The sequence below is a fragment of the Pseudomonas sp. B6001 genome (genome assembly GCF_013386015.1).
Taxonomy (GTDB): domain Bacteria; phylum Pseudomonadota; class Gammaproteobacteria; order Pseudomonadales; family Pseudomonadaceae; genus Aquipseudomonas.
The window spans coordinates 181543-207178 of the sequence record NZ_JACAOX010000001.1 but is presented as its reverse complement, the minus strand read 5'-3'; the positions used below and the strand labels follow the sequence as shown (position 1 = coordinate 207178).

Below are 25636 nucleotides of genomic sequence, written 5' to 3'. Positions count from 1 at the left end.
GTTGATGAATCATCGACTGACACCACGCTATCGCAGGCAAGCCACACATTGATCCAGTCGAGTCAGGAAGACCGGAACACAGATTCAACTTGCCAACCTGCCACAACCACAAAAAAACAGGCATCAGGAGCACCCCACCATGAGTACGTCCTCTTCCGGCCAAAGCGCCGGGCAATTGGAAACACGCGGCATCGAGCCGGTCCCGGAAGGCGAGTGCAACGGCCATCCGCTGCAACTGTTCTGGGTCTGGTTTGCGGCCAACATCAGCATCCTCGGCTTGCCCCTGGGCGCGACCCTCGTAGCGTTTCGCGGCCTGGCGATCTGGCAGGCAATCATCGTGGCGATCCTCGGCGCCGCCGGCTCGTTTGCGGTGGTGGGCATCATCTCCATCGCCGGCCGTCGTGGCCGTGCACCGAGCCTGACCCTGTCCCGGGCGATCTTTGGCGTACGCGGCAATATCGGGCCGACGCTGGTGTCGCTGATGTCGCGCCTCGGCTGGGAAACCGTCAACACCACTACGGCTGCGTTCGTGCTGTTGTCGTTGTGCTCGATCCTGTTCAACTCGCCGGTTGCCGCCAAAAGCGCGCCGGTACTGACCCTGCTGTTCATTGGCATTTTCGTGCTGCTGACCCTCGCCGTATCGGGCCTGGGCCACGCCACCTTGCTGGTGATCCAGAAGTGGGCCACCTACGTGTTCGGCGCGCTGAATATCCTGGTGGGCGGTTTCCTCTGCGCCACCATCGATTGGAGCGCGGTGTTCAACGCCACGCCTGCGCCGTTGAGCGCGATGATCATCGGCGTCGGCACCATGGCGGCCGGTACGGGTATCGGCTGGGCCAACGCCGGTGCCGACATGTCGCGCTACCAGCACCGCAGCGTCAAGGCCGTGCGCCTGGTGGCCTCCGCGGCATTCGGTGCGGGGATTCCGCTGGTGCTGTTGATCACCCTCGGCGGTTTGCTGTCGGTGGGCAACAACGACCTGGCGTCGGCCACTGACCCGATCATCGCGATTCGCGACATGCTGCCGACCTGGATGGCGGTGCCGTACCTGATCACCGCGTTTGGCGGGCTGTTGCTGTCGAATAACCTGTCGGTGTACTCGGCGGGGCTCACCACCTTGACCCTCGGTTTGAAGGTCAAGCGCGTGCACGCGGTGATCGTCGACATCGTTGCGATCTTCGCCGGTTCGATCTACTTCATGCTGATCGCCGACAGCTTCTACGGCCCGTTCATCACCTTCATCTCGTTGCTGGCGGTACCGATCACCGCCTGGGTCGGGATCTTTGTGGTCGACCTGATTCATCGCCACTACTACAGCCCCAAAGACCTGCTGGACGTAACGCCAAGCAGCGCCTACTGGTACCGTGGCGGAGTTGAATGGCGTGCGTTCGGCGCCTGGGCGATTGCGATCGTGCTGGGCTTCAGCTTCACCACCATCGGCACCACGGCCGAGAACATCTGGTTCGCCGGGCCGCTGTCCGATTCGTGGCTGGGCCACAACGGCCTGGGCTGGATCGTCACCTTCCTGGTGGCCGGCGGGATTTATGCGGTACTGGGTGGCGCGGCTGATCGTCGCCCGGCTTTGGTAGAGAGCGCTAATGTCTAGATTGCTGCACAGCGGCCAGGTCATCGTTGACCTGGTCATGTCCCTCGACACATTGCCTGCCACCGGTGGCGATGTATTGGCCAACTCCGCCAGCTTCGAAGCCGGCGGTGGCTTCAACGTGATGGCCGCGGCCCGACGCAACGGCTTGCCGGTGGTCTACCTGGGCCGCCATGGCACCGGCCGCTTCGGCGACCTGGCGCGCGCGGCGATGCAGGCCGAGGGCATTGAAATGGCCCTGGCCGCCAGCGACGACAAGGACACAGGCCTGTGTGTGTCCCTGACCGAAGCCACTACCGAGCGCACCTTCATTTCCCATATTGGCGCTGAGGGTGACTTGCTGGCGCAAGACCTGGCCAATGCGGTACCACGCGACGACGACTACGTGTACGTCAGTGGCTACAGCCTGCTGCTGGAAGGCAAGGCCCAGGCGTTGCTCGATTGGCTATTGGCATTGCCGCGCCAGATCACGGTGGTGTTCGATCCGGGCCCGCTGGTGAAGGCACCGGACTCGGCCTTGATGGTCGCCCTGTTGCCGCGTATCGATATCTGGACCAGCAACGGTCCGGAAGCGCTGGCCTTTACCGGCGCGAGCGATCTGGCGGGGGCATTGCTCAAGCTCAACGAGCACTTGCCCGCCGACACCTTGCTGGTGGTTCGCGATGGACCGAATGGCTGCTGGATCAGCCGTAATGGCCAGGGCGAGCATGTGCCGGGATTCAAGGTCAAGGCGGTGGACAGCAACGGTGCCGGCGATGCTCACGCCGGGGTGTTTATCGCTGGCCTGGCCAATGGTTTGGCGCCAGCTGTCGCGGCACGTCGCGCGAACGCGGCGGCGGCCTTGGCGGTCACGCGCTGGGGGCCGGCCACCTCACCGGGCACGGCTGAAGTGGATGCGTTGTTGAGCGAGGGCTGATTCGGCAGAATAGTCGCCATTCAGCACGGAGCAGCGTCATGACCCAGAACATCTACGACACCGAGGTTTTCTTCGAGGGCTACAGCAAAATGGGTCGCTCGGTAGAAGGCCTCGCCGGCGCGCCGGAGTGGCCGGCGTTGCAATCCATGCTGCCGCCCATGTCGGGATTGAAAGTCGTAGACCTGGGTTGCGGCTACGGCTGGTTCAGTCGCTGGGCGCAGGAGCAGGGCGCCGAACAGGTGCTGGGGCTGGATGTCTCGCAAAAGATGCTGGCGCGGGCAAAGGAGATGACGTCCTCTTCGGCCATCACCTACGCCATTGCCGACCTGGAAAAACTCGAGCTGCCTGACGCCACTTTCGACCTGGCCTACAGCTCATTGGCGTTTCATTACATCGTCGATCTGAAAGGCCTGTTCGCGCGTATCCATCAAGCGTTGGTGCCGGGCGGGCGGTTGGTATTTTCCATCGAGCATCCGATCTTCATGGCGCCCCGGCAGCCGGGCTGGCTGGTTGATGAGCAAGGGCGAAAGAGCTGGCCGGTGGACAGCTACCAGTTGCAAGGACCACGGGTGACAAACTGGCTGGCGGATGGCGTGATCAAGCAGCATCGCACCGTGGGCACGTTGCTGACGCTGTTGATCCAGGCGGGGTTTACCCTGACTCATGTCGACGAGTGGGGCCCGAGCGAAGCGGACCTGAAAGCCCGTCCCGTACTGGCAGAAGAGCTTGAACGCCCAATGATGCTACTGGTGGCCGCCCACCGCTGATTCCTTGGGTGAAAACCCGACCAAAAATGTGGGAGCGGGCTTGCTCGCGAATGCGGTGGCTCAGCCAATGAATCTGGCACTGATACACCGCTTTCGCGAGCAAGCCCGCTCCCACATTTTGTTCCGCGTTAACCGGCCTTTTTCAGCGCCTCAATCAACTCATCCTTGCGCATGGTCGAGCGCCCGGGAATGTCCTTGGCACGCGCTTCTCTCAGCAAGCTTTCCTTGGTCTGCGTACCCAGCGAAACCCGGCTGTTACGCGGATGCCCCTCACGACTGGCCGCAGCCCGCTTGGCCGACTCATGCCGGTCCTGGGACTTCTTCGCCGGCGCCTTGCGCTGGCCTGAACCGCCGGCCTTTTCGCCGCCGCCAGACTGCTTGTTGACGGTGGCCCAGGCCCGCGCCTCGGCTTCTTCTTTCGACAAGCCCTGGTGCTCATAACTCTCTTCGATATGGGCGGCCTTGCGCTTCTGTTCGGTGGTGTATTTGGCTTTGCTTCCACGAGGCATTGCGATACTCCTTCTGGCCCTCATACAAGATACAAGGGCCAGACCAGGCAAGGTGTGTTATTGGCTCGCTTCGCTTTCAAGCTTGCGAGCCGCTTCCACGCCGGACGCGGTGAGCTTGATCGGCAGGTTCAGCGAATGTTCACCGGCATCGTTGCAGGTCACATGGCCTTCCTTGATCCACCCGCGGTCCTGCAAGGTGGCCAAGGCGCTGGCCACCACTTTTTCACCTCGGTAGTTGTCCAGCACTTCTTTGCCCAACCCACTGGGATGAGCGTGGAGCAGACGGGTGAGGACTTCTTTTTCAAGGTTGTGATCGACGTTCATGCATACCTCTTCACTGGGAAATGGTTGGGTGTTCGTCTTTCTTGCGCATTAAGGCGCTGGCTGTTTTGGCGCGCCGGGGATGTTGGAGTCATCGCCTTTATTGATCGAGGGCGAAGTGGCACCTGGGCCCATTTTGCCGTTAGGCACCGCACCGCTGTTGCGATTGGTGTCGTCGCCCTGGGTGCGTGGGTCCCTGCTGTTGTCGATGATGGCGCCGCCGTTGGTGTCCAGGCCAGTGCCCATTGAGTCATTCGACTCCCGGGTGGCCGGGCTTGGCGGGCTGCCGACAGGGTCGGTCGGGCCGGTGCTGGAACCTGTGGTGGCGGCAAAGCTGCTCAGCGAAACAGCAGACAGCAAACCGGTGAGGGCGAGGGCGGCAAATTTGGAAGTCGTCATGATGGTGTCTCCATATGATTAATGTCCTTACCTGATATTGGTCCGCCCCCGTTTGTGATTCGTGCCTCGATACCGACGAACGGTCTTAGGTCGCTTGTAAGATTTTGTGTGACGAGATTCGGCGCCAGATCAACCGCGCCACCGTGATCAGCCAATTGAGCAGCGCCACCGCCAGTACGCTCATCAACAGGGTCGGCATGCCGTATTCGACGATGACCTTGCCCGCCAGCAGCGGGAAACCGAACACCCCGATAAAGTACGCCAGGCTGAACAGCAGCAACGCCTGGGAGGTGGTGCCGGCGGGTGCCTCGTTGGCGGCCAAACCATTGATCACCGAATACGTCAGGCCGTAACCGATGCCCAGGGTGACGGCCGCCAGCAGGTAGCTGTAGTTGCCGCTGACCCTGAACCCGAACAGGAAAATCGACACCAGCATCAACCCCGACAACACACACGCCGCCCAATACGGATCACGCTTGACCACGATGCCGGCGATCAGCAGGCGGCTGGTAATCGCCGCACTCATGAAGCCCAGGAAGAACAGCGAATAGTCCAGCCCGTGCAACGCCGCGTAGCTGGTCTGGAAACTCGACAGCCCGCCAAACACGCAACCGCCGAGGCCCACCATGATGATCGCGAACACCGCCCGGGACGACAGCACCTTGCGTGTCGCTGACCAGGAAATCTTCGCCACCGGCGCGGTGTGTTGACTCAGCGCGCGACCCAGTCGCCAGAAAATCAGCACACCCACCAGGCTCGCCAGCGCTGCTATATGAAAGGCCGCCGTCAGCGAAAAATCCAGGGCACTTGCCGCCCGCCCCAGCAGTGGCCCGGAGCCGATTCCGGTCATCATGCTGCCCGACAGCAGGGCAAAATACTTGGCCCGTTGCGCCGGTTCCACCAGCATCGCCACGATGATCGGACCCAGCGTATAGAAGACGCCCCAGCCCAACCCCAACGACAAGCCAAAAAGCATCAAGCCCTCGCCGAACCCCGGCGCCAGCGCAAAGCCCAGGCACGCCACCACCAGCAACAGGCCGAGCAGGGCGATCGACCTGGCAGCCCCCAGCAGGTCGGCCAGATGCCCGGAAACCAGCACCGCCACAAAGGTGCTGAGCATCGCCATGGAGATCACGCTGCCGGCGTCGTGTTCGTTGCCGCCGCGCGAATGGATCAGCAGCGACAGCAAGAATGTCGAGCCATAGGACAGGGAAAGCAGGTAGCTGGCGAGGCAGAAAAGGGCGAACAGTTTTCCGCCGACCGCAGGTGAGGCGTGCATGGGGGAGCCTTGCGTCTGTTGGATTTATGCCCAACTTTTTACCATGCACGGCACGTGGGATTGTTCTGTGGTTCGCGGCGCTTGCGTTAGCCCGCAGCGGAGTATGGTGTGCCGATTTCTTCGATGAACAGATCCATGAATCCCTTCAACCGCTCATGGCGCGCCAGGGCCATGCGTTGCCCCGTCGGCGTCTGAAATCCGCCCGCCAGATGCAGCAGCTTGGTCTGGAAATGGTCGAGGCAAAAGCGCTTGTCGTCGTACTCGCGATGCTGCGCCGTTGGGTCAGCCGGGTCATACAGCCCGCTGCCCATGCGCCCGGCGATGTAAAATGTGCGGGCCACGCCGATCATGCCCAGGGAGTCCAAACGGTCGGCATCCTGCATAATCTTTGCTTCAAGCGTCACCGGCGTCAGGCCCGCCGAAAAGCTGTGGGTCTCGATGGCGTGGGTCACCGCTGCAATCGTCTCGGGCTGCCACGCCAACCCCTGCAAAATCTGCCCGGCCTTGTCCGCCGCCAATGTTGAGGCCTTGGAACGCAACGGCGAATTCTTCTCCACCGCGACGCAGTCATGGAGCAGCACCGCCGCCAGCAGCACCTCCAGATCGCCACCTTCCTCTGCCTGGATCGACCGCACGTTGTGCCACACCCGTTGCAAGTGGGACAGGTCGTGGGCGCCGTCTTCCGAAGGCTCAAGGGCGTGAGGCAATAACGTCGCGGCGAGGTCGGTCAAGGGCGTGAAGGGCATGGGGATTCTCAAAGGTCGATGGCCTGCAGGTTAGCCGCGAATCAAATTGCACTGCAATCGGTCATTAAAGCGCCTTAGTATGTGCGCTCTCTTTCCCTGACAAGGCCTGCCCATGACCATCGAGATTCGCCCCGCCGTGCCCAGCGATGCTGCGCAGATCCTGACCTTCATCACCGAGCTTGCCGACTATGAAAAAGCCCGGCACGAAGTGATCGCCAGCGTGGTGGACATCGAGCGCAGCCTGTTCAGTGAAGGTGCCACCGCCCACGGCCTGATCTGCCTGCGCGACGGTTTGCCGATCGGCTTTGCGGTGTTCTTTTTCAGCTATTCCACGTGGCTGGGCAGCAACTGCCTGTACCTCGAAGACCTGTACATCAACCCCGAGCAACGCGGTGGCGGGGCGGGCAAGAAGTTGCTGCGCCACCTGGCGAAAATCGCCTGCGACAACGGCTGCGGGCGTTTCGAGTGGAGCGTGCTGGACTGGAACGAGCCGGCCATCGCGTTCTACAAATCCATCGGTGCCCAGCCCCAGGAAGAGTGGGTACGCTACCGCATGGAAGGCGACGCCCTCAGGGATTTCGCACAGGGTTAAGTGTGCATAAAGGACCGGCTTTTAAAGCCGGTTTTTTTATATATTTGCTCACTATATGGGATGATAATTTATATATTGAGATGTTCCGGTTTCTGGGTTTATAGTCTTGCGCATCAGCACTCACTACCAAAAACAAAACAGGTGAAGCGATGCAGGCACAACCGTTGTCGTTACCTACGGTGCCCGAGCCGACTTACGGCGAGCGACTGAAGAACAAAGTCGTGGTCATCACCGGTGCCGCCCAAGGCATTGGCGAGGCTATCGTCGCCTGCTTCCAGGCTCAGCAGGCGCGCCTGGTGATCGGTGATATCCAGGGCGAGAAGGTCGAGCAGGTCGCCGCCCACTGGCGGGAACACGGCGCCGAGATCTACGCACAACCTGTCGACATCACTTCCAAGGATCAATGGCGCGCCCTGGTGGACGTCGCTATCGAACGCTTTGGCCGCGTCGATGTGCTGGTCAATTGCGCCGGCGTCAACGTGTTCCGCGACCCGCTGGAAATGACCGACGAAGACTGGCGCCGCTGCTTCGCCATCGACCTCGACGGCGCCTGGTACGGCTGCCGTACCGTGTTGCCGCACATGATCGAGCAAGGCATCGGCAACATCATCAACATCGCCTCCACCCACTCCAGCCACATCATTCCCGGCTGCTTCCCGTACCCGGTGGCCAAGCACGGCTTGCTCGGGCTGACCCGCGCGCTGGGCATCGAATACGCGCCCAAGGGCATCCGCGTAAATGCCATCGCGCCGGGCTATATCGAAACCCAACTCAACGTCGATTACTGGAACGGCTTTGCCGACCCGCACGCCGAGCGCCAGCGTGCCTTCGACCTGCACCCGCCCAAGCGCATCGGCCAGCCGATTGAAGTGGCGATGACGGCACTGTTTCTTGCGACCGATGAGGCGCCCTTTATCAATGCCACCTGCCTGATGATCGATGGTGGGCGGTCGGTGATGTACCACGATTAAAACTTTTCCAAATAACAAGAAGAGGTGGTTCATGCTCAAGAAAACACTAGGCACCCTTGCCCTCACGATGGCGCTCAGCGGCCTGGCCTCTGCCGAAGAAGTAAAGATCGGCTTCCTGGTCAAGCAGGCGGAAGAGCCCTGGTTCCAGACCGAATGGGCCTTCGCTGAAAAAGCCGGCAAGGACCATGGTTTCACCGTGATCAAGATCGCCGTGCCCGACGGCGAGAAAACCCTGTCCGCCATCGATACCCTGGCCGCCAACGGCGCCAAGGGTTTCGTGATCTGCCCGCCGGACGTGTCCCTGGGCCCTGCGATCATGGCCAAGGCCAAGCTGAATAACCTCAAAGTGCTGGCGGTGGACGACCGCTTCGTCGACGCCAAGGGCAAGCCCATGGAAGACGTGCCTTACGTCGGCCTGGACGCCTACAAGATCGGCCAGAAACAAGGCGAGGCCATGGCCACCGAAGCCAAGCATCGCAACTGGGACTGGAAGGACACCTACGCCGTCATCAATACCTTCGACGAGCTGGAAACCGGCAAGAAGCGCACCGACGGTTCGGTAGAAGGCCTCAAGGCCGCCGGCCTGCCGGTTGACCATATCCTGTTCACCGCGCAGAAAACCCTCGACGTGCCGGGCGCCATGGACTCCACCAACTCGGCCCTGGTGAAACTGCCCAGCGGCGCGAAAAACCTGCTGATTGGCGGCATGAACGACAGCACCGTACTGGGCGGCGTACGCGCCACCGAAAGCGCCGGCTTCAAGGCCACGAACGTGATTGGCGTGGGCATCAACGGCACCGACGCCATCGAAGAACTGAAGAAATCCGACACCGGTTTCTACGGCTCGATGCTGCTCAGCCCCGATGCGTCCGGCTATAAAACCGCGACCTCGATGTTCGAGTGGGTGACCAAAGGCACTGAGCCTGCCAAGTTCACCGCACTGGATAACGTGACCCTGATCACCCGCGCCAACTTCAAGGAAGAGTTGAGCAAGATCGGTCTGTGGAAATGAACAGCGCCGCTGCAGAGAGCCTGCGCTTCAACGGCATCGGCAAGGAGTTTCCCGGGGTGAAGGCCCTGGCGCAGATCAGCTTTGAAGCGCGGCCCCATTCGGTGCATGCGCTGATGGGCGAGAACGGCGCGGGCAAGTCGACCTTGCTGAAAATCCTCGGCGGTTTTTATCCGCCCAACAGCGGCAGCTTGCAGTTGGGCGAACGCAGCGTGAGTTTCAAGTCGGCGGCCGACAGCATCGCCAGCGGCATCGCAGTGATTCACCAGGAGCTGCAACTGGTGCCGGAAATGACCGTCGCCGAGAACCTGCTGCTGGGGCATATGCCGTCGCGCTTTGGCGTGGTCAATCGCGGGGCGATGGTGCGCAAGGCACGGGAACTGCTCAAGGGCCTGGCGGATGAAATCGATCCGAACATGCGCCTGGGCAGCCTGTCCCTCGGCCAGCGGCAACTGGTGGAAATCGCCAAGGCCATGTCGCGCAACGCCCATGTGATTGCGTTCGACGAACCCACCAGCAGCCTCTCGGCCCGTGAGATCGAGCGGCTGATGGTGATCATCGCCCGACTGCGGGATGAAGGCCGGGTGATCCTCTACGTGTCGCACCGCATGGAAGAAGTGTTCCGTATCTGCGATGCGGTGACGGTGTTCAAGGACGGGCGCTTCGTGCGCACGTTCGAGGACATGACGCAGTTGAACGTCGACCAACTGGTCAACTGCATGGTCGGGCGCGATATCCAGGATATCTACGACTACAGGCCGCGCGAGCACTGCGGTGAAGCGCTGCGAGTCGAAGGTTTGCTCGGGCCGGGGTTGCAGGAACCGGTGAGCCTGCAGGTGAACAAGGGCGAGATTCTCGGGCTGTTCGGCCTGGTGGGGGCCGGGCGCACAGAGTTGTTGCGCCTGCTCGCCGGGCTGTCCCGCAGCACCCAGGGGACCCTGGTGCTGCATGGCCAGGCGCAGACGTTCAAGACACCACGGGATGCGATTGCGGCGGGGGTGTTGCTCTGCCCCGAGGACCGCAAGAAGGAAGGCATCGTGCCCCGCGCGAGTGTTGCGGAGAACATCAATATCAGTGCGCGGCGTGACCATGCGCGCTTCGGCTGGTTGATCCAGGGCGGCTGGGAACGCACCAACGCCCAGCGGCAGATCAGCGCGCTCAACGTGCGCACGCCGTCGGCGGACCAGCCGATTCTGTTCCTGTCGGGCGGTAACCAGCAGAAGGCAATTCTCGGCCGCTGGTTGTCGATGCCGATGAAAGTGTTGCTGCTGGACGAGCCGACCCGCGGCATCGATATCGGTGCCAAGTCTGAGATCTACCAGATCATTCACAACCTGGCGGCCAGTGGCATCGCGGTGATCGTGGTGTCCAGCGACCTGATGGAAGTGATGGGCATCTCCGACCGCATCCTGGTGATGAGCGAAGGCGCCCTGACCGGCGAATTGACCCGCGATCAAGCGGACGAAGCACGGCTGCTGCAACTGGCTCTTCCGCGTACGCGGGACTGAAGAATACGAGGTGGGTATGTCACAGGTAAAAACCGCAAGAAGCTTCTGGCCGGGGTTCAACCAGCGCAAGTTTCTCGATGATTGGGTCATGCTGCTGGCGGCCTTGAGCATCTTTGTGCTCAGCGCCATCTTCATCGACAACTTCCTCTCGCCGCTGAACATGCGTGGCCTGGGGCTGGCGATTTCCACTGTGGGGATTGCGGCCTGCACCATGCTGTTTTGCCTGGCGTCGGGGCACTTCGACTTGTCGGTGGGTTCGGTGATCGCCTGTTCGGGCGTGGTGGCGGGGATCGTGATTCGCGACACCGACAGCGTGTTCTTCGGCGTGTCGGCTGCGTTGGCCATGGGCCTGGTGGTGGGACTGATCAACGGCATCGTGATCGCCAAGCTGCGGATCAACGCGTTGATCACGACGCTGGCGACGATGCAGATCGTGCGTGGGCTGGCGTATATCTTTTCCAACGGCAAGGCGGTCGGCGTGATGGACGAAAACTTCTTCGTCTTTGGTAACGGCCAGCTGTTTGGCGTGCCGGTGCCAATCGTCATCACCGTGCTGTGCTTTGTGTTTTTTGGCTGGTTGCTGAACTACACCACCTACGGGCGCAACACCATGGCCATCGGCGGCAACCAGGAAGCGGCGCTGTTGGCCGGGGTGAATGTCGATCGCACCAAGATCATCATCTTTGCCGTGCACGGCGTGATCGGCGCGTTGGCCGGGGTGATCCTGGCGTCGCGGATGACCTCGGGGCAACCGATGATTGGCCAGGGGTTCGAGCTGACGGTGATCTCGGCGTGCGTGCTGGGCGGGGTGTCGCTGAGCGGCGGAATCGGGATGATCCGGCATGTGATTGCCGGGGTGCTGATTCTGGCGATCATCGAGAACGCGATGAACCTCAAGAACATCGACACCTTCTACCAATACGTGATTCGCGGCTCGATCCTGTTGCTGGCGGTGATTATCGACAGGATGAAACAACGATAAAAAGGGCGCCACACGACCAATGTGGGAGCGGGCTTGCTCGCGAAAACGGTGTGTCAGTCAGCGTATGCATTAACTGGAAAACCGCATTCGCGAGCAAGCCCGCTCCCACATTTTGATCTCCTCTGTTTTGCTGGTCCGCATTTGCCATAATGCTCGCCGTTTTCGTACTTCCCAATAGGCCCGATATGCAGGAAAACGCCCAAACTCCCGTCAAAGAAGCCGCGCCCACCGGCACTCAAACCCTGCTTCGTGGCTTGGGCGTGGTGCAGGCAGTGGCGGCCGGTGCGCGGGATCTGAAGGAAATCGCCAAGCGCATCGGCACCACCCGCAGCACCACTCACCGCCTGGCCAGTTGCCTGGTGGAAGAACGCTACCTGCGCGTAGTGCCGCAAGTCGGTTATCTGCTGGGTCCCAAATTGATCGAGCTGGGTTTCCAGGCCCGTGAAGAACTGCCTTTGGTCAGCCTGGCAGTGCCGTATCTGGACGAGTTGTCGGCGTTGACCGGCGATACCATCCACCTGGCTATTCGCGAATACGACGACGTGCTGTACCTGCACAAGAACCCTGGCCGCAACGGCCCGGAAATGCGCTCGCGCGTCGGCCATCGCATGCCGCTGGCGCGCACCGGGATCGGCAAGGCGTTGTTGCTGGATGACAGCGTGGAAGAGTGGCAGCGCCTGTATCAGGTCAGCTTGCCGACGGGCGGGAAGAATCTGCAGTGGCCGCAGCACCCCGAGCAATCCTGGGCGCAGTTTGAACAGCGCATGCAGGAATACGTGGCGGGCGGTTATGCATTCGATCTGGAAGACAACGAACCGTCGATCCGTTGTGTCGCGGCACCGGTGCGCGATGCCAGCCGGCGAATCGTCGCCGGCATCAGCATCGCCAGTACCGTGCCCTACATGCCGCTGGAGAAAATGGCCGAGCTGATCCCTGTGATCAAACAGGTCGCAGCACGGCTGTCAGCGGAGTTGGGCGCGAAGGCCTGATCAGGCCGTGATCGTTCCCATGCTCCGCGTGGGAATGCCGCTTCGGACGCTCCGCGTCCAGCAGGACTTGAGCCCTGCGCAACGGTGACGCAGAGCGTCACAGCATGCGTTCCCACGCAGAGCGTGGGAACGATCTTGGTCAGGCCTTGAGGGTCGCCATGTCGATCACGAAGCGGTACTTCACATCACCGGCAATCATGCGGGTGTAGGCTTCGTTGATCTGGCGGATGTCGAGCATCTCGATGTCGCAGGTGATGCCGTGCTCGGCGCAGAAGTCGAGGACTTCCTGGGTTTCGGCAATCCCACCGATCAACGAACCGGCCAGCACCTTGCGGCCCAGCACCAGCTTGGCAGCGTTGACGGGCGGGTCGACCGGCTCGATCAAACCTACCAGGATGTGCACGCCGTCAAAGCGCAGTACGTCGAGGTAGGGATTCAAGTCGTGCTGCACCGGGATGGTGTCCAGCAGGAAGTCGAAATGCCCGGCAGCGGCTTTCATCTGGGCTTCGTCGGTGGACACGATCACGTGGTCGGCGCCCTGGCGACGGCCTTCTTCAGCCTTGCTCGCGGAGCGGGTGAACAGCGTCACTTCCGCGCCCATGGCCTTGGCGAACTTGATGCCCATATGGCCCAAACCACCCATGCCCAGAACGCCAACCTTGTCGCCAGCCTTCACGCCGTAGTGCTTGAGCGGCGAGTAGGTGGTGATGCCGGCGCAGAGGATCGGCGCGGCGCTGGCCAGGTCGAGCTTGGCCGGGATCTTCACCACGAAGTGCTCGCTGACCACGATGCTGTCGGAGTAGCCGCCCATGGTGTTGCTGCCGTCGACCCGGTCCGGGGTGGCGTAGGTCATGGTCGGGCCTTCGAGGCAGTATTGCTCGAGGTCCGCGTGGCAGGCGTCGCAGTGACGGCAGGAGTCGACCATGCAGCCAACACCCACCAGGTCACCGACTTTGTGCGCGGTGACGCTGGCGCCGACGGCGGTGACTTTACCGACGATCTCGTGGCCCGGCATCAGCGGGTACACGGCGATGCCCCATTCGTTGCGTGCCTGGTGGATGTCGGAGTGGCAGACGCCGCAGTAGAGAATTTCGATCGCCACGTCATCGACGCGCGGGCTACGGCGTTCGAAGGACATGGGGGCGAGGGGAGTGGTGGCCGATTGAGCGGCATAACCGATGGCGGTGTACATGGAGAAACCTCGCAGGTGCAGTAACAGGTGAGGTGGCGCATTCTCCGCGCCGTGCCTGGGTGCGGCCATGGCGATTGCTCCGAGTCTCATGCCTATTCGTCCGGGAGTGCCCCTGGATTGGATCACTGTGGCGCCAGACCTGCGATGATGGTCTCATCCCCTTTTTCGCGAAGTTTTTGCCATGTTGTTGACCCGCCATGTCGATGCCAATGCCGCGTTGGTTGCCTTGATCGAACCCCTGACACCCCGTGATGGGTTCTCGCCCACGAACCTGCCGGGCGTGCAGGTATTGCGTGCCAGTTGCGATGTGGCGCGCGGCCCGCAGATTTATGAACCGAGCCTGATGATCGTCGCCCAGGGCAGCAAGGTCGCGTACCTGGGCCCGCGTACCCTGGAGTACGGCGCGGGGCATTACCTGATCCAGGCGATGCCGGTGCCGTTCGAATGCGAGACTTTTGCCATGCCGAATGCACCGCTGTTGGGGGTGACGGTGGGCATTGATCGGGTGGTGCTGGGTGAGTTGGTGATGGCGATGGGGATCCAGAGCGGGCCACCGCCGGCGGCGCAGACGTTGGAGTCCATGAGTTCAGTGGTGCTGGATGACGCCATGCGTGGCTGCGTCGAACGCCTGTTGCAGTGCCTGCACGATCCGCTGGAGAGCCGGATCATGGGTCCGGCGCGGGTGCGGGAATTGTTGTTCACCGCGTTGCGTGGGCCACAGGCGGATGTGTTGCGCGCGCTGGTGGAGCAGCAGGGGCAGTTTTCGCGGGTGGCGACTTCGTTGAATCACCTGCATGCCCATTACGCCGAGCCGCTGAATATCGAGACATTGGCAGGTTATGCGCACATGAGTGCGTCGACCTTCCACGAACACTTCAAGCGCTGCACGCTGTTGTCGCCGGTGCAGTATCTCAAGCGTCTGCGGTTGCTCAAGGCACAGCAGTTGCTGTTGGTGGAGGGCATGGGCGTGGCGCAGGCGGCCCACAGTGTGGGGTATCAGAGCACGTCGCAGTTCAGCCGGGAATACAAGCGCTACTTCGAGCGAAGCCCTGGGGATGAGCGGGCGGCATAACTCTCCCGGGCACAATTCGGTCAAAAATGTGGGAGCGGGCTTGCTCGCGAAAGCGGTGGTTCAGCCAAAACATCTGTGACTGATACACCGCTTTCGCGAGCAAGCCCGCTCCCACATTTGACCGAGTCGATGGGTCTTTTTCCGGGCTACAAAAAAGGCCCCCATTTGGGAGCCTTCTGTTCAAGCAGCGGATTTACATATTCGGGTAAGTCGGCCCACCCGCACCTTCCGGCGTCACCCACGTAATGTTCTGCGAAGGGTCCTTGATGTCACAGGTCTTGCAGTGCACGCAGTTCTGGGCGTTGATCTGGAAGCGCTTCTCGCCGTCTTCCTTGGTGATCACTTCATACACGCCGGCCGGGCAGTAGCGCTGCGCCGGTTCATCGTAGAGCGGCAGGTTGGTGCCGATCGGGATGCTCGGGTCTTTCAGCTTCAGGTGGCACGGTTGTTCTTCTTCGTGGTTGGTACCGGAGATGAACACCGAACTCAGCTTGTCGAAGCTCAGCTTGCCGTCGGGTTTCGGGTAGTCGATCTTCTTGCTGTCCTTGGCCAGCTTGAGGCAGGCGTAGTCCGGCTTGGTGTCGTGCAGGGTGAACGGCATTTTGCCGCCGAGGATGTTCTGGTCGAACCAGTTGAAGCCGGCACCAATGATCGGGCCGAACTTGTGCATCGCCGGGCCGAAGTTACGGCTGGCGAACAGTTCTTCGTAGAGCCAGCTGTTCTTGAAGCTGTCGACGTAAGCGGTCAGTTCGTCACCGCCTTCGGATTCGGCGAACAGGCGGTCAGCCACGGCGTCAGCGGCGAGCATGCCGGACTTCATCGCGGTGTGGCTGCCCTTGATCTTGGCGAAGTTCAGGGTGCCCAGGTCGCAGCCGATCAGCGCGCCGCCCTTGAACACCATTTTCGGCAGCGAGTTCAGGCCGCCTTTGCAGATGGCACGGGCGCCGTAGCTGATGCGCTTGCCGCCTTCCAGGTACTGGGCCAGCACCGGGTGATGCTTGAGGCGCTGGAACTCGTCGAACGGCGACAGGAAGGTGTTGCTGTAGGACAGGTCGACGATCAGGCCGACGACCACCTGGTTGTTTTCCAGGTGATAGAGGAACGAACCGCCGGTGTTCTCGGCGCTCATGATGTCCAGCGGCCAACCGGCGGTGTGCACCACCAGGCCTGGCTGGTGTTTGGCCGGGTCGATTTCCCAGATTTCCTTCAGGCCGATGCCGTAGTGCTGGGCGTCGGCGTCGCTGTCCAGGTTGAAGCGCTGGATCAGTTGCTTGCCGATGTGGCCACGGCAACCTTCGGCGAACAGCGTGTACTTGCCACGCAGTTCCATGCCCGGGGTGTAGACGCCTTCTTTCGGGTTGCCTTCACGGTCGACGCCCAGGTCACCGGTGATGATCCCGCGCACCACGCCGTTTTCGTCGAACAGCGCTTCCTGGGCGGCGAAGCCCGGGTAGACTTCCACACCCAGGTTCTCGGCCTGCTGGGCGAGCCAGCGGCACAGGTTGCCCAGGGAAATAATGTAGTTGCCTTCGTTGTGCATGGTCTTGGGCACAAAGAAGTCAGGCACCTTGGTGGAAGCTTCGCTGGAGCGCAGTACATAGATGTCATCACGCACAACAGGGGTGTTGAGCGGTGCACCGAGTTCTTTCCAGTCCGGGAACAGTTCGTTCAGGGCACGGGGTTCAAACACGGCACCGGACAGGATATGAGCGCCGACTTCGGAGCCTTTTTCGACCACGCAGACGCTGATTTCCTTACCGGCTTCGGCGGCCTTCTGCTTCAATCGGCAGGCGGCAGACAGGCCTGCCGGGCCAGCGCCGACGATGACCACGTCGAATTCCATGTATTCGCGTTCCACAGGCTATCTCCTACTCAAGGCTCAACGGCTTTTTTTTCTAATGGGTGGAGGTTCGGTAATCCGTCCCACAATGCCTGCATCAATCTCATGCAAGGGGCAGGGGACGACCCACCTTTCTCTCTAGGTGGCGCATTATATCTACACCACTCTCAGCGTCCAATACAAACGTTTGTTTGAATTGCCCGCAAGCTAGGTAAATCAAAGCAACGCGGCTTATAACTGACCATTTTGCCGTATTGACCGGAATAGGCGTTCCGGTCAATATACGGTCGGTTTTGCGCATCCCGTAGGCAGACTGTGGGTTTCAAGGCCACCTCGAAAGACAGGCTGAAGGCAAATAAGGGTGACGCGCGAGCCACGATGGCGCGCAGTTTACACGCCACGATAATGAATGACCTCTCAGTCACCGCTGACGAACGGTCATCACTCCCGTGAGCAAGGTCCCCCGCCGACGATTGCCGGTGTTTTTGGAGGTGCCCTTGTGTGCCGATGAGCATCAAACCGCCAGGTTCGCCTAGGCGACTTTCTTTTCACCGGAGAGTAACGAGGAATCCATGAAGGTTCTTGTAGCTGTCAAACGCGTTGTCGATTACAACGTGAAAGTTCGCGTCAAGGCGGACAATTCCGGCGTCGACCTCGCTAACGTCAAGATGTCGATGAACCCTTTCTGCGAAATCGCCGTGGAAGAAGCCGTACGCCTGAAAGAGAAAGGCGTTGCGACTGAAATCGTCGTCGTTTCCATCGGTCCGACCACTGCTCAAGAGCAGCTGCGTACCGCCCTGGCGCTGGGTGCCGATCGCGCCATCCTCGTCGAATCCGCTGAAGAGCTGACTTCCCTGGCCGTTGCCAAATTGTTGAAAGCCGTTGTCGACAAGGAACAGCCATCGCTGGTGATCCTCGGCAAACAAGCCATCGACAGCGATAACAACCAGACTGGCCAGATGCTGGCTGCACTGACCGGTTACGGCCAGGGCACCTTCGCCTCGAAAGTCGAAGTGAGCGGCGACAAGGTTGCCGTGACCCGCGAAATCGACGGCGGCGCGCAGACAGTTTCCCTGAAACTGCCGGCCATCGTCACCACCGACCTGCGTTTGAACGAGCCGCGCTACGCGTCCCTGCCAAACATCATGAAAGCCAAGAAGAAGCCTCTCGAAGTGCTGACTCCGGATGCTTTGGGCGTTTCCACCGCCTCCACCAACAAGACCGTAAAAGTCGAAGCGCCGGCTGCACGCAGCGCGGGCATCAAGGTCAAGTCGGTGGCTGAACTGGTCGAGAAACTGAAAAACGAAGCGAAGGTAATCTAACCATGACTATCTTGGTAATCGCAGAACACGACAACAAGGTCGTGGCTCCGGCCACCCTGAACACTGTTGCCGCCGCCGCCAAAATCGGTGGTGATATCCACGTGCTGGTCGCCGGCCAAAACGTTGGCGCCGTGGCTGAAGCCGCTGCCAAAATCGCTGGCGTGAGCAAAGTACTGGTTGCCGACAACGCAGCCTACGCTCACCAGTTGCCGGAAAACGTTGCGCCGCTGGTAGCAGAGCTGGGCGCTGGCTACAGCCACATCCTGGCTGCCGCCACCTCCAATGGCAAAAACATCCTGCCGCGCGTTGCTGCGCAACTGGACGTTGACCAGATCTCCGAGATCGTTTCGGTAGAAAGCGCCGACACCTTCAAGCGTCCGATCTATGCCGGTAACGCCATCGCTACCGTGCAGTCCACTGCGTCGGTAAAAGTCATCACCGTGCGTGCCACCGGTTTCGACCCGGTGGCTGCTGAAGGTGGTTCGGCTGCGGTTGAAGCTGTGGCCGCTGCCCACGACGCTGGCACTTCCAGCTTCGTTGGCGAAGAGCTGGCCAAGTCCGATCGTCCGGAACTGACCGCTGCCAAGATCGTCGTTTCCGGCGGCCGCGGCATGCAGAACGGCGACAACTTCAAGCACCTGTACGCCCTGGCCGACAAGCTGGGCGCTGCGGTCGGCGCTTCCCGCGCAGCCGTCGACGCAGGTTTTGTACCGAACGACATGCAGGTCGGCCAGACCGGCAAGATCGTTGCGCCACAGCTGTACATCGCCGTCGGTATCTCCGGCGCGATCCAGCACTTGGCCGGTATGAAAGACTCCAAGGTGATCGTTGCGATCAACAAGGACGAAGAAGCACCGATCTTCCAGGTGGCTGATTACGGCCTGGTGGCGGACTTGTTCGAAGCCGTACCCGAGTTGGAGAAGCTGGTCTAATCCAGCCGCTTCACTTATAAAGAGCCCGGTCTTTTGACCGGGCTTTTTTTTGCCCGGTAATTTTTCAACTGGAGAACCCTGCCATGGAATTGCGTCCCTGGACTGTACTGCTGGCCCTGTCACTGCTGCCGACGGTGTCGCTGGCGGCGGGCAAATGTGATCGCCTGGTGATCACCGGCAGCCCGGACGCCCCGCCTTATCTGTGGCGTGATCCCCAGGACCCCACGCACTTGATCGGCGCCACCGCCGACATGCTGCAGCAAGTGGCCAAGGACCTCGGGGTGAAAATCGACCTGCTGTACGGCGGCAAACGTTCCCTGGCGCTGGAAGAAGTGCGCAGCGGGCGCATGGACATCCTCGCCGACGCGCCATTGACCCTCGACGCCCTGGACTCCCTCGACTACATCCACCCGGCATTGGTGCAAACCGATTATCTGGTCTGGACCCGCAAGGATTCCTCCCTGGCCTACAGCCAGGCCAGCGACCTGCAGGGCCACAAGGGCGCGGTGTCGGAAAGGGCGCGCCTGAGCCGCGACTTTGAAACCTTGGCCGCCGAGCAACTGACCTTGCAACGCTTGCCCAGCCTGACCCCGGCGTTCCAGAAACTGCTGTTGGGAGAAGTGGACTACGTGCTCGCCGGACGTTATTCCGGAATGGCCATGGCCCAGACGTTGGGCATGAGCAACGACCTGGTGGCGCGGGAAATCCCCATCGACCAGCCGGGCCTGTACCTGGCCATTTCCCACAACTCCGCCTGCAACGATCCGTGGTTGCGCGGACAGCTCGCCAAAAAGATGACAGAATTGCCCGCGTCCGGTCTGGCGGAAACCGCGCTGCAGAGCAATCTTGAGCGCTGGAAAGCGCAGTTGCAGCAACCCGTCGGCACCCCAACAAAGTAGGGATTTTCAGTGACTATTCGACCTCTTTTCGCGGCCCTCGCCGTTGTAGCTCTGGCGGGATGTGCAGCCGATCCTGCGCCGAATGAACAGATGCGCCTGACCCAGCAAGCCCTGGAACAAGCCAGCGCCGTGGGCGCCGTTGCCAGCGATTCGCCCGAGCTGAAGCTGGCGGAAGACAAGTTCACCCAGGCCCGTGCCGACATGGCCGATGAATCCTACAAGGACGCCCGCATGCAGGCTGAAGAAGCCGAGCTGGACGCCCGTCTGGCGGAAGCGCGGGTGCTGACCCGCAAAAGCCAGGAGCAACTGAACGTGCTCAACACCCGCATCACCCGCCTGCGCAAGCAGTTGCAGTTGGGAGACGCCCAATGAGCCCGTTGATGCGTGGGTTGAGCTGTGTGGTGTTGCTGGGCAGTGCGCTGGGTGGTTGTGCGACCCATCCCGACAGTAACCTCGCCTTGCAACAGGCCAGCACTGACTTCCAGAAGGTCAAGGAAGATACGAATGTGCTGCGTATCGCACCCAAGGACGTGATTCGCGCCGGTGAGTCCCTGGCCCGTGCCGACCGTTTCTCCAGCTTCTGGGGCAGCGGCGCCGATGTGGCGCATTACGCCTACCTGAGCCAGCGCTACAGCGCGATTGCCCGGGAACACACCGAGCAGGCACTCAATCAGGAGCGTGGGGTCAAGCTGGAGCTGGAACGCCAGCGCCTGCAACTGGCCCTGCGTGAAGCCAAGCTCTCCAGCGTTCAGCAACAGGGCAAATGGATTGAGGCGCAGATATCCAGCCTGACCACCGTCCAGCCTGATCGCGGGCTGGTGATGACCCTGGGTGACGTGCTGTTCGATACGGGTGATGCAGAGCTGCAAAACTCGGCCAACCGCACCGTGCTCAAAGTGGTGCAGTTCCTGCAGCTGAACCCCAAGCGCGTGGTGCGCATCGAGGGTTACACCGACAATACCGGCGGCGAACAGGAAAATATCAAACTGTCCCGGGACCGCGCTCAAGCGGTTGCGGATGTACTGAGCGACCTGGGGATCGACGAAAAACGCATTCAGGTCGAAGGCTACGGCGATCAGTATCCGGTCGAAGCCAACGCGTCTGAGCGGGGCAGGGCGCAGAACCGTCGGGTAGAAATTGTGTTCTCCGACGAAAAAGGCCAGCTGGGCGCTGCTCGCTGAACCTGATTCTCAAGGTGAAAGCTGATTCCTGTGGGAGCTGTCGAGCCCCAGCGAGGCTGCGACAGGATCGCCTCGGTGGACCTGCGAGACCGCAGCGCCTGCATCGCAGCCTCGCTGAAGCTCGACAGCTCCCACATAAGCCCGATCAATGATCGGGTTTTTTATGCCCGCGATTCAGTTCGCAACCCTTACAGTTTTTTCTATCACTGCCGCCCGCGCTCGACTATTGTGGCAACTGTCCCCGTACACTTCTAAACTGTGCCGGTATGTTTCACACAAAAATAAAATACCCGTGAAATCGAGTGCTGCGTCATGACCAATCTGTTGCTCTACCAACGTATCGCCCAGCAGCTGGCTGAGGATATCCGCCGCGGTGTCTATCAACCGGGCGAGCGCGTGCCTTCGGTACGCAAAATGAGCTCCCAGCTCAACGTCAGCCACGCCACCGTGTTGCAGGCCTACGCGAACCTGGAAGACCAGGGTTTGATTCGCGCGCGGCCGCAGTCCGGGTATTACGTGCACCAGACGCCGGCGCTCACTGCGCCCACGCCGGACATCGCCCGGGTCGAGCGTCCAGGGTTGGTCACTCGCAGCAGCATCATTCAACAGGTGTTGGTGGAATCCCGTCGCGAAGGCGTGTTCCCGCTGGGCGCCGCCGTGCCGAGTGTCGACTACCTGCCGGTGCGCGCGCTGCATCAGCAACTGGCCAAGGTCACGCGTTTCCAGAGCCCGCGGGCGTTCAGTTACATGTTCAGCCCGGGTTTCGAGCCGCTGCGGCGCCAGGTGGCGATCCGTATGCGCGATGCCGGGGTGGTGGTCGACCCCTCTGAAGTGGTGATCACCCATGGGTGTGTCGATGCATTGCAGATGTCGCTGCGGGTGCTGACCCGCCCCGGCGACCTGATCGCCGCCGAATCGCCGACCTATTACGGCTTGCTGCAACTGGCCGATCTGCTGGGCCTGAAGGTCATCGAAATCCCCAGCGACCCGGCCACCGGCATGAGCCTGGAAGCCCTGCAACTGGCAGCCAACCAATGGTCGATCAAGGCCCTGGTGCTGACCACGCGCCTGAGCAATCCCCTGGGCGGCACCATGCCCGAAGAGCGGCAGAAACAGTTGCTGCGCCTGGCCTCGGATTTCGATATCCAGGTGGTCGAGGACGATATCTATGGCGAACTGATGTTCGAACTGGGCCGCACCAAGGCCCTGAAAGCCTACGACCGTCTGGACCGGGTCATCTATTGCTCGAGTTTCTCGAAGACCCTGTCACCGGGCATTCGCATTGGCTGGATGATTGCCGGCAAGTACCAGCAGGAAATCCAGCGCCTGCAAATGTTCAGCACCCATTCGGCCTGCAGCGTGACCCAGATGGGCACGGCGGCGTACCTGGAGAATGGCGGTTACGACCGCCACCTGCGCTATATCCGCCAGGAGTACCGCAAGAACCTCAGCGCGTTCCAGCTGGCCGTGCAGCAGTATTTTCCCGAAGGCACCCAGATGACCCGCCCGACCGGCGGTTTTATCCTGTGGGTCAGTTTGCCTGGACGGGTCAATACCCAGGAACTGCACGTGCGCGCCTTGCAGCAGGGCATCAGCATTGCACCGGGGCTGATCTTCAGTAATACGGAACAGTTCAACCACTGTATTCGCCTGAACTGCGGCACCCCGTGGAACCGCGAGGCGGAGCGCGCCTTGATGACCCTCGGGATGCTGGCAAGCCAGTTATGCCAGGAGACTGCGGCGGGTTTTTGAGGCATGGAAAGGGGACACGACGGGTAGCTGGCTAATTACCATGCTTGTCATACCGTCCTCAACAAGCGAGCATATGGCCTTCTGCCGTTAATGCTGCTGGCGATATGACTTATACCTTTCCTGCTGCCCTGCTGATCTGCGTGTTAAGCCTGTGTAACGCTGGCGCTGTCCTGGCGGCTCCCGCCGGTGAAGCGGCACCTGCTGCCAGCTCCCAGCAAACGGTGCCGGCGAAAAAAGCCGCTGCGGCCAAGAAGGCACCGGTCGCGAAGAAAGCCCCCGCAAAGAAAGCAACGCCGGTTAAAAAACGTGCGCCTATCGCCAGCAAGTCAAAGTCGGCCCACGAAGTCGCCAAGACGCCGCTGCCGCCCGCAGAGCTGGATTTGAGCCTGCCGTCGAACATGGTTCGCCACCTGCAACCCCTCGGCACCATGCCGCAGCCGAAGAACGTGCCGCTGCTGCCGCCGATGTTTGCCGAAAAGCCCACTGACAACAGTGCCTTCCAGATCAACGGGCGCCTGCTCAGCAATGAAATGCAGCTGCAACTGCGCAACGAAGAACGCCGCGAAGTTGAAGGTGCGGCGCTGGATTTCCAGTTCAAGCAATAAACCCGACGAGTAAACGTGACGCGCACCCCTGACCTTCTGTCGCAGACTGGTCAGTCACTTTTGTTTTCGGTGAAAAACCCCTGTTAAGCCAATTTAAAACGTCTGTTTAAGGGCGTAGTCTTGCGTGGCCATCAACGCTTGAGTTGTCGAGGATCTGTTCGTCATGAAATGCCGTGAAGGCTGTGGCGCTTGCTGCATTGCCCCATCCATCAGTTCTCCGTTGCCGGGAATGCCTGCCGGCAAACCGGCGGGCGAACGCTGCCTGCATCTTTCGGTCGAACAACTGTGCCAGTTGTTTGGCCAGCCTGAGCGGCCGGCAGTGTGTAGTTCGTTCCAGGCGGATATCGAGGTCTGCGGCAGTAGCCAGGCAGAAGCGATCAGGTTGATCGGCTGGTGGGAACAGATGACGGCGGCTTAGTGGGCTGTTCAAAGTACTGAACTTCAACAATAAGGAATAAGACCATGGGTTCACTGAAACGAATTGCTGTGTTGTGCGGTTTTACCGCGTTGTTCGCTGCCGCAGCGCATGCTGAAGACTGGCAGACGGCCAAGGATGAAGACGGCATCAAAGTGTCCTTGAGTGAAATTGCCGGTTCCAAGTACAAGGCTTATCGCGGTGTGACGACCATCAAGGCGCCGCTGGCCAAGATCCAGGCGCTGCAGGAAGACGTGGCGGGGGCCTGCTCCTGGATCCACGAATGCAAGTCGCAGAAACTGCTCAAGCAGGAAGGCGACAAGAGCTGGACCTACACCCAGTTCAAGGCACCGTTCCCGGTGACCGATCGTGACTCGATCCTGGAAATCACCACCACCAAGGCTGCCGATGGCACCGTCACCCGCAAGCTGTTGGAAGTGCCGACCTACCAGCCAGAAGTCAAAGGCTATGTGCGCGTAGCCCAGGTCGATGGTTACTGGAAACTGGTGCCTAAAGGCGACAACCTGACCGAAGTGACCTACCAGGTGCACACCGAGCCAGGTGGCAGCGTGCCGTCTTGGTTGGCCAACAAGTTCGTGGTGGACGCACCGTTCAACACCTTGAAAGCCCTGAAAGAACACGCTGAAAAATAACTGCAGTTGATCAGGTGCCTCCTGCCTTGAGTGGAACGATTTCCAGGCCCTCAAGGTCCAGATAGATGTAAGCCCACCCATGGGTTTTATCGAGGAGGCTCTGATGCCAAAGTGGAACGTTTCCTTCACCAATGATCATGGTGAGTCGGTAGTCGAGCAATTCGAGTGCGAGCAAAAACCCACGCTTGAAGAAGCTGCGCGCCTGGTTCGCGCCCGCGTATCACCGGTGCTGGAGGAACTGGATCTCAACGATCTGGAGGGGCGTATCGCCGAACCCACGGTCAAGATTCTGAAAGATCAAAACAGCATCAAAGACCTCAACGTCGAACCCGCCGCCTGAATATTCCCTGTACGCCTTTAAACAGACTCTGGTGGAGGTGATAGCTTCGCGCTACTCTGCAATGGAGATCAGCGAATGAATCGCTAAGGTCTGGTCTTGTCAGCTACATGCTTGTCTCCCAGCGGCGACGTCACTGCCGTAACACCCGCGCCCTTGCAGCGCGGGCCTTGGGAAGCACGGAAAGTCTATCCATCGGTTTGAGGAGGACGTTTCATGAGCACAGCCTATCAAGAAGACATCAGCACCAACGTGTTGCGCCGCATGAAAGAGGGCGGCTTTGACTTCTCGCGTTTCCATCCCATCGAGTTCTACGCCATTTTCCCGGATGAGGAACGTGCGCGGCGGGCTGCGGGTCGGTTTCGTGGGGAATCCCTGAATGCCCAGGTCAGCGCGCGGGATGACGGCGCCTGGTACCTGGAATTGAGCAAAATCATGTTCGCCACCTACGACGGCATAGGAGACTTCGAGCAGGACTTTGAGGCGGTGGTCGAGCCCTTGGGCGGAATCATCGAGGGATGGGGCGTGAAACAGGAGGTGCGTGGGTTACCCATGTAGCGACATGAGCAACAACACAGCGTATCGGCTGACCTTTGGGTCGGCCGTTTTTGTTTCTGGCGCGGGAAAAATCCTGCGCAAAAAAAAGCCACCCGAGCAGGGTGGCCAAAGGGAAGATCGCAAAGGAGGAGAGCGATTCGGTACAAGCGTTAATGCGCAATGGATGAAGCTGTAGGACGCGTCCTGTTCAGCTGATGGAGGTGATTATCCGCGGGGTTTGCCGGGCAGTGAAATCAACTCTGACTATGCTGGTGATAGTCATGGCCTGCATTGCAATGAGGCGCCGC

28 protein-coding genes are annotated in these 25636 nt (G+C 60.7%); 21 read left to right on the top strand and 7 right to left on the bottom strand.

Features of this window, described 5'->3' with window-relative positions; genetic code table 11:
• Nucleotides 1–139: 139 nt before the first annotated feature.
• From HX821_RS00995 to HX821_RS00985, 3 genes are read left to right on the top strand one after another with little or no spacing between them, the layout of a single operon-like run.
• Entirely contained in the window at nucleotides 140–1606 is a 1467-nt protein-coding gene (locus HX821_RS00995) for a cytosine permease (RefSeq protein WP_008434943.1), read from the top strand.
• On the top strand, nucleotides 1599–2519 hold the full coding sequence (locus tag HX821_RS00990) for a PfkB family carbohydrate kinase (RefSeq protein ID WP_177035141.1): 921 nt from the start codon (nucleotides 1599–1601) through the stop codon (nucleotides 2517–2519). The genes HX821_RS00995 and HX821_RS00990 overlap by 8 nt, the downstream gene beginning before the upstream one ends.
• Nucleotides 2520–2557: 38 nt before the next feature.
• On the top strand, nucleotides 2558–3286 hold the full coding sequence (locus HX821_RS00985; RefSeq protein ID WP_177035140.1) for a bifunctional 2-polyprenyl-6-hydroxyphenol methylase/3-demethylubiquinol 3-O-methyltransferase UbiG: 729 nt from the start codon (nucleotides 2558–2560) through the stop codon (nucleotides 3284–3286).
• 128 nt (nucleotides 3287–3414) lie between these two features.
• Here the strand turns inward: HX821_RS00985 and HX821_RS00980 are convergent, their stop codons facing one another.
• From HX821_RS00980 to HX821_RS00960, 5 genes are all read right to left on the bottom strand, one after another.
• Nucleotides 3415–3795: a Rho termination factor N-terminal domain-containing protein gene (locus HX821_RS00980; protein WP_087692768.1), complete on the bottom strand. Its 381-nt coding sequence runs from the start codon at nucleotides 3793–3795 to the stop codon at nucleotides 3415–3417.
• 57 nt (nucleotides 3796–3852) lie between these two features.
• Complete coding sequence (locus HX821_RS00975; RefSeq protein WP_087692767.1) at nucleotides 3853–4119, bottom strand: hypothetical protein; 267 nt, start codon at nucleotides 4117–4119, stop codon at nucleotides 3853–3855.
• A gap of 48 nt (nucleotides 4120–4167) precedes the next feature.
• Nucleotides 4168–4515: a hypothetical protein gene (locus HX821_RS00970; protein ID WP_177035139.1), complete on the bottom strand. Its 348-nt coding sequence runs from the start codon at nucleotides 4513–4515 to the stop codon at nucleotides 4168–4170.
• An 85-nt stretch (nucleotides 4516–4600) separates the two neighbouring features.
• Nucleotides 4601–5794, bottom strand: a complete 1194-nt coding sequence (locus HX821_RS00965; RefSeq protein ID WP_177035138.1) for an MFS transporter — start codon at nucleotides 5792–5794, stop codon at nucleotides 4601–4603.
• An 86-nt stretch (nucleotides 5795–5880) separates the two neighbouring features.
• Nucleotides 5881–6540 carry an HD domain-containing protein gene (locus tag HX821_RS00960; protein ID WP_177035137.1) on the bottom strand — a complete coding sequence of 220 codons (660 nt, stop codon included), beginning with the start codon at nucleotides 6538–6540 and terminating at the stop codon, nucleotides 5881–5883.
• Between the two features lie 112 nt (nucleotides 6541–6652).
• Here HX821_RS00960 and HX821_RS00955 point away from each other — a divergent pair, with 112 nt between their 5' ends.
• The 6 genes from HX821_RS00955 (at nucleotide 6653) to HX821_RS00930 (ending at nucleotide 12591) form a co-directional block, all read left to right on the top strand.
• Nucleotides 6653–7132 (top strand): GNAT family N-acetyltransferase, encoded by a 480-nt coding sequence (locus HX821_RS00955; protein ID WP_004371239.1) that lies wholly within the window; start codon nucleotides 6653–6655, stop codon nucleotides 7130–7132.
• A gap of 149 nt (nucleotides 7133–7281) precedes the next feature.
• Entirely contained in the window at nucleotides 7282–8103 is an 822-nt protein-coding gene (locus tag HX821_RS00950; RefSeq protein ID WP_177035136.1) for an SDR family oxidoreductase, read from the top strand.
• 31 nt (nucleotides 8104–8134) lie between these two features.
• Nucleotides 8135–9115 (top strand): substrate-binding domain-containing protein, encoded by a 981-nt coding sequence (locus HX821_RS00945; protein ID WP_008434927.1) that lies wholly within the window; start codon nucleotides 8135–8137, stop codon nucleotides 9113–9115.
• The gene (araG, locus tag HX821_RS00940; protein ID WP_004371233.1) at nucleotides 9112–10620 is read left to right on the top strand and encodes an L-arabinose ABC transporter ATP-binding protein AraG; all 1509 of its coding nucleotides are present in this window, start codon (nucleotides 9112–9114) and stop codon (nucleotides 10618–10620) included. The genes HX821_RS00945 and araG overlap by 4 nt, the downstream gene beginning before the upstream one ends.
• A gap of 16 nt (nucleotides 10621–10636) precedes the next feature.
• Nucleotides 10637–11602 (top strand): L-arabinose ABC transporter permease AraH, encoded by a 966-nt coding sequence (araH, locus tag HX821_RS00935; protein ID WP_004371231.1) that lies wholly within the window; start codon nucleotides 10637–10639, stop codon nucleotides 11600–11602.
• A gap of 185 nt (nucleotides 11603–11787) precedes the next feature.
• On the top strand, nucleotides 11788–12591 hold the full coding sequence (locus tag HX821_RS00930) for an IclR family transcriptional regulator (RefSeq protein WP_004371229.1): 804 nt from the start codon (nucleotides 11788–11790) through the stop codon (nucleotides 12589–12591).
• A gap of 139 nt (nucleotides 12592–12730) precedes the next feature.
• Here HX821_RS00930 and HX821_RS00925 read toward each other — a convergent pair whose 3' ends face one another.
• Nucleotides 12731–13783 carry an NAD(P)-dependent alcohol dehydrogenase gene (locus HX821_RS00925; RefSeq protein ID WP_177019619.1) on the bottom strand — a complete coding sequence of 351 codons (1053 nt, stop codon included), beginning with the start codon at nucleotides 13781–13783 and terminating at the stop codon, nucleotides 12731–12733.
• Between the two features lie 181 nt (nucleotides 13784–13964).
• Here HX821_RS00925 and HX821_RS00920 point away from each other — a divergent pair, with 181 nt between their 5' ends.
• Nucleotides 13965–14855 carry an AraC family transcriptional regulator gene (locus HX821_RS00920; RefSeq protein ID WP_004371227.1) on the top strand — a complete coding sequence of 297 codons (891 nt, stop codon included), beginning with the start codon at nucleotides 13965–13967 and terminating at the stop codon, nucleotides 14853–14855.
• A 193-nt stretch (nucleotides 14856–15048) separates the two neighbouring features.
• Here HX821_RS00920 and HX821_RS00915 read toward each other — a convergent pair whose 3' ends face one another.
• The gene (locus tag HX821_RS00915; RefSeq protein WP_008434918.1) at nucleotides 15049–16713 is read right to left on the bottom strand and encodes an electron transfer flavoprotein-ubiquinone oxidoreductase; all 1665 of its coding nucleotides are present in this window, start codon (nucleotides 16711–16713) and stop codon (nucleotides 15049–15051) included.
• Nucleotides 16714–17267: 554 nt separating this feature from the next.
• Here HX821_RS00915 and HX821_RS00910 point away from each other — a divergent pair.
• The 11 genes from HX821_RS00910 (at nucleotide 17268) to HX821_RS00860 (ending at nucleotide 25349) form a co-directional block, all read left to right on the top strand.
• Nucleotides 17268–18017 carry an electron transfer flavoprotein subunit beta/FixA family protein gene (locus HX821_RS00910; protein ID WP_004371224.1) on the top strand — a complete coding sequence of 250 codons (750 nt, stop codon included), beginning with the start codon at nucleotides 17268–17270 and terminating at the stop codon, nucleotides 18015–18017.
• A 2-nt stretch (nucleotides 18018–18019) separates the two neighbouring features.
• The gene (locus tag HX821_RS00905; RefSeq protein WP_004371223.1) at nucleotides 18020–18949 is read left to right on the top strand and encodes an electron transfer flavoprotein subunit alpha/FixB family protein; all 930 of its coding nucleotides are present in this window, start codon (nucleotides 18020–18022) and stop codon (nucleotides 18947–18949) included.
• Nucleotides 18950–19032: 83 nt separating this feature from the next.
• Entirely contained in the window at nucleotides 19033–19848 is an 816-nt protein-coding gene (locus HX821_RS00900) for an ABC transporter substrate-binding protein (protein WP_087692762.1), read from the top strand.
• 9 nt (nucleotides 19849–19857) lie between these two features.
• Nucleotides 19858–20220 carry a DUF4398 domain-containing protein gene (locus HX821_RS00895; protein ID WP_008434912.1) on the top strand — a complete coding sequence of 121 codons (363 nt, stop codon included), beginning with the start codon at nucleotides 19858–19860 and terminating at the stop codon, nucleotides 20218–20220.
• Nucleotides 20217–21029 carry an OmpA family protein gene (locus HX821_RS00890; protein ID WP_177035135.1) on the top strand — a complete coding sequence of 271 codons (813 nt, stop codon included), beginning with the start codon at nucleotides 20217–20219 and terminating at the stop codon, nucleotides 21027–21029. The genes HX821_RS00895 and HX821_RS00890 overlap by 4 nt, the downstream gene beginning before the upstream one ends.
• Nucleotides 21030–21341: 312 nt before the next feature.
• The gene (locus HX821_RS00885) at nucleotides 21342–22781 is read left to right on the top strand and encodes a PLP-dependent aminotransferase family protein (RefSeq protein ID WP_008434911.1); all 1440 of its coding nucleotides are present in this window, start codon (nucleotides 21342–21344) and stop codon (nucleotides 22779–22781) included.
• 104 nt (nucleotides 22782–22885) lie between these two features.
• Nucleotides 22886–23386: a hypothetical protein gene (locus tag HX821_RS00880; protein ID WP_004371218.1), complete on the top strand. Its 501-nt coding sequence runs from the start codon at nucleotides 22886–22888 to the stop codon at nucleotides 23384–23386.
• Nucleotides 23387–23549: 163 nt separating this feature from the next.
• Complete coding sequence (locus HX821_RS00875; protein ID WP_004371217.1) at nucleotides 23550–23804, top strand: YkgJ family cysteine cluster protein; 255 nt, start codon at nucleotides 23550–23552, stop codon at nucleotides 23802–23804.
• 44 nt (nucleotides 23805–23848) lie between these two features.
• Nucleotides 23849–24454, top strand: coding sequence for an START domain-containing protein (locus tag HX821_RS00870; RefSeq protein WP_004371215.1), 606 nt, complete (start codon nucleotides 23849–23851; stop codon nucleotides 24452–24454).
• Between the two features lie 79 nt (nucleotides 24455–24533).
• A complete protein-coding gene (locus HX821_RS00865) occupies nucleotides 24534–24794 on the top strand; it encodes a hypothetical protein (protein WP_008434908.1) in 261 nt (86 codons plus the stop codon).
• 213 nt (nucleotides 24795–25007) lie between these two features.
• Nucleotides 25008–25349: a ribonuclease E inhibitor RraB gene (locus HX821_RS00860; RefSeq protein WP_003193463.1), complete on the top strand. Its 342-nt coding sequence runs from the start codon at nucleotides 25008–25010 to the stop codon at nucleotides 25347–25349.
• The last annotated feature ends 287 nt before the right edge of the window (nucleotides 25350–25636 follow it).

What these genes read in the sequence shown, in the direction of transcription:
- HX821_RS00925 (WP_177019619.1), bottom strand. Translation starts at nt 13,783, where the DNA reads ATGTACACCGCCATCGGTTATGCCGCTCAATCGGCCACCACTCCCCTC.
- HX821_RS00890 (WP_177035135.1), top strand. Translation starts at nt 20,217, where the DNA reads ATGAGCCCGTTGATGCGTGGGTTGAGCTGTGTGGTGTTGCTGGGCAGT.
- araH (WP_004371231.1), top strand. Translation starts at nt 10,637, where the DNA reads ATGTCACAGGTAAAAACCGCAAGAAGCTTCTGGCCGGGGTTCAACCAG.
- HX821_RS00970 (WP_177035139.1), bottom strand. Translation starts at nt 4,515, where the DNA reads ATGACGACTTCCAAATTTGCCGCCCTCGCCCTCACCGGTTTGCTGTCT.
- HX821_RS00880 (WP_004371218.1), top strand. Translation starts at nt 22,886, where the DNA reads ATGACTTATACCTTTCCTGCTGCCCTGCTGATCTGCGTGTTAAGCCTG.
- araG (WP_004371233.1), top strand. Translation starts at nt 9,112, where the DNA reads ATGAACAGCGCCGCTGCAGAGAGCCTGCGCTTCAACGGCATCGGCAAG.
- HX821_RS00865 (WP_008434908.1), top strand. Translation starts at nt 24,534, where the DNA reads ATGGGTTTTATCGAGGAGGCTCTGATGCCAAAGTGGAACGTTTCCTTC.
- HX821_RS00985 (WP_177035140.1), top strand. Translation starts at nt 2,558, where the DNA reads ATGACCCAGAACATCTACGACACCGAGGTTTTCTTCGAGGGCTACAGC.
- HX821_RS00980 (WP_087692768.1), bottom strand. Translation starts at nt 3,795, where the DNA reads ATGCCTCGTGGAAGCAAAGCCAAATACACCACCGAACAGAAGCGCAAG.
- HX821_RS00955 (WP_004371239.1), top strand. Translation starts at nt 6,653, where the DNA reads ATGACCATCGAGATTCGCCCCGCCGTGCCCAGCGATGCTGCGCAGATC.
- HX821_RS00950 (WP_177035136.1), top strand. Translation starts at nt 7,282, where the DNA reads ATGCAGGCACAACCGTTGTCGTTACCTACGGTGCCCGAGCCGACTTAC.
- HX821_RS00965 (WP_177035138.1), bottom strand. Translation starts at nt 5,794, where the DNA reads ATGCACGCCTCACCTGCGGTCGGCGGAAAACTGTTCGCCCTTTTCTGC.
- HX821_RS00945 (WP_008434927.1), top strand. Translation starts at nt 8,135, where the DNA reads ATGCTCAAGAAAACACTAGGCACCCTTGCCCTCACGATGGCGCTCAGC.
- HX821_RS00870 (WP_004371215.1), top strand. Translation starts at nt 23,849, where the DNA reads ATGGGTTCACTGAAACGAATTGCTGTGTTGTGCGGTTTTACCGCGTTG.
- HX821_RS00860 (WP_003193463.1), top strand. Translation starts at nt 25,008, where the DNA reads ATGAGCACAGCCTATCAAGAAGACATCAGCACCAACGTGTTGCGCCGC.
- HX821_RS00975 (WP_087692767.1), bottom strand. Translation starts at nt 4,119, where the DNA reads ATGAACGTCGATCACAACCTTGAAAAAGAAGTCCTCACCCGTCTGCTC.
- HX821_RS00920 (WP_004371227.1), top strand. Translation starts at nt 13,965, where the DNA reads ATGTTGTTGACCCGCCATGTCGATGCCAATGCCGCGTTGGTTGCCTTG.
- HX821_RS00900 (WP_087692762.1), top strand. Translation starts at nt 19,033, where the DNA reads ATGGAATTGCGTCCCTGGACTGTACTGCTGGCCCTGTCACTGCTGCCG.
- HX821_RS00995 (WP_008434943.1), top strand. Translation starts at nt 140, where the DNA reads ATGAGTACGTCCTCTTCCGGCCAAAGCGCCGGGCAATTGGAAACACGC.
- HX821_RS00930 (WP_004371229.1), top strand. Translation starts at nt 11,788, where the DNA reads ATGCAGGAAAACGCCCAAACTCCCGTCAAAGAAGCCGCGCCCACCGGC.
- HX821_RS00990 (WP_177035141.1), top strand. Translation starts at nt 1,599, where the DNA reads ATGTCTAGATTGCTGCACAGCGGCCAGGTCATCGTTGACCTGGTCATG.
- HX821_RS00885 (WP_008434911.1), top strand. Translation starts at nt 21,342, where the DNA reads ATGACCAATCTGTTGCTCTACCAACGTATCGCCCAGCAGCTGGCTGAG.
- HX821_RS00960 (WP_177035137.1), bottom strand. Translation starts at nt 6,540, where the DNA reads ATGCCCTTCACGCCCTTGACCGACCTCGCCGCGACGTTATTGCCTCAC.
- HX821_RS00905 (WP_004371223.1), top strand. Translation starts at nt 18,020, where the DNA reads ATGACTATCTTGGTAATCGCAGAACACGACAACAAGGTCGTGGCTCCG.
- HX821_RS00875 (WP_004371217.1), top strand. Translation starts at nt 23,550, where the DNA reads ATGAAATGCCGTGAAGGCTGTGGCGCTTGCTGCATTGCCCCATCCATC.
- HX821_RS00910 (WP_004371224.1), top strand. Translation starts at nt 17,268, where the DNA reads ATGAAGGTTCTTGTAGCTGTCAAACGCGTTGTCGATTACAACGTGAAA.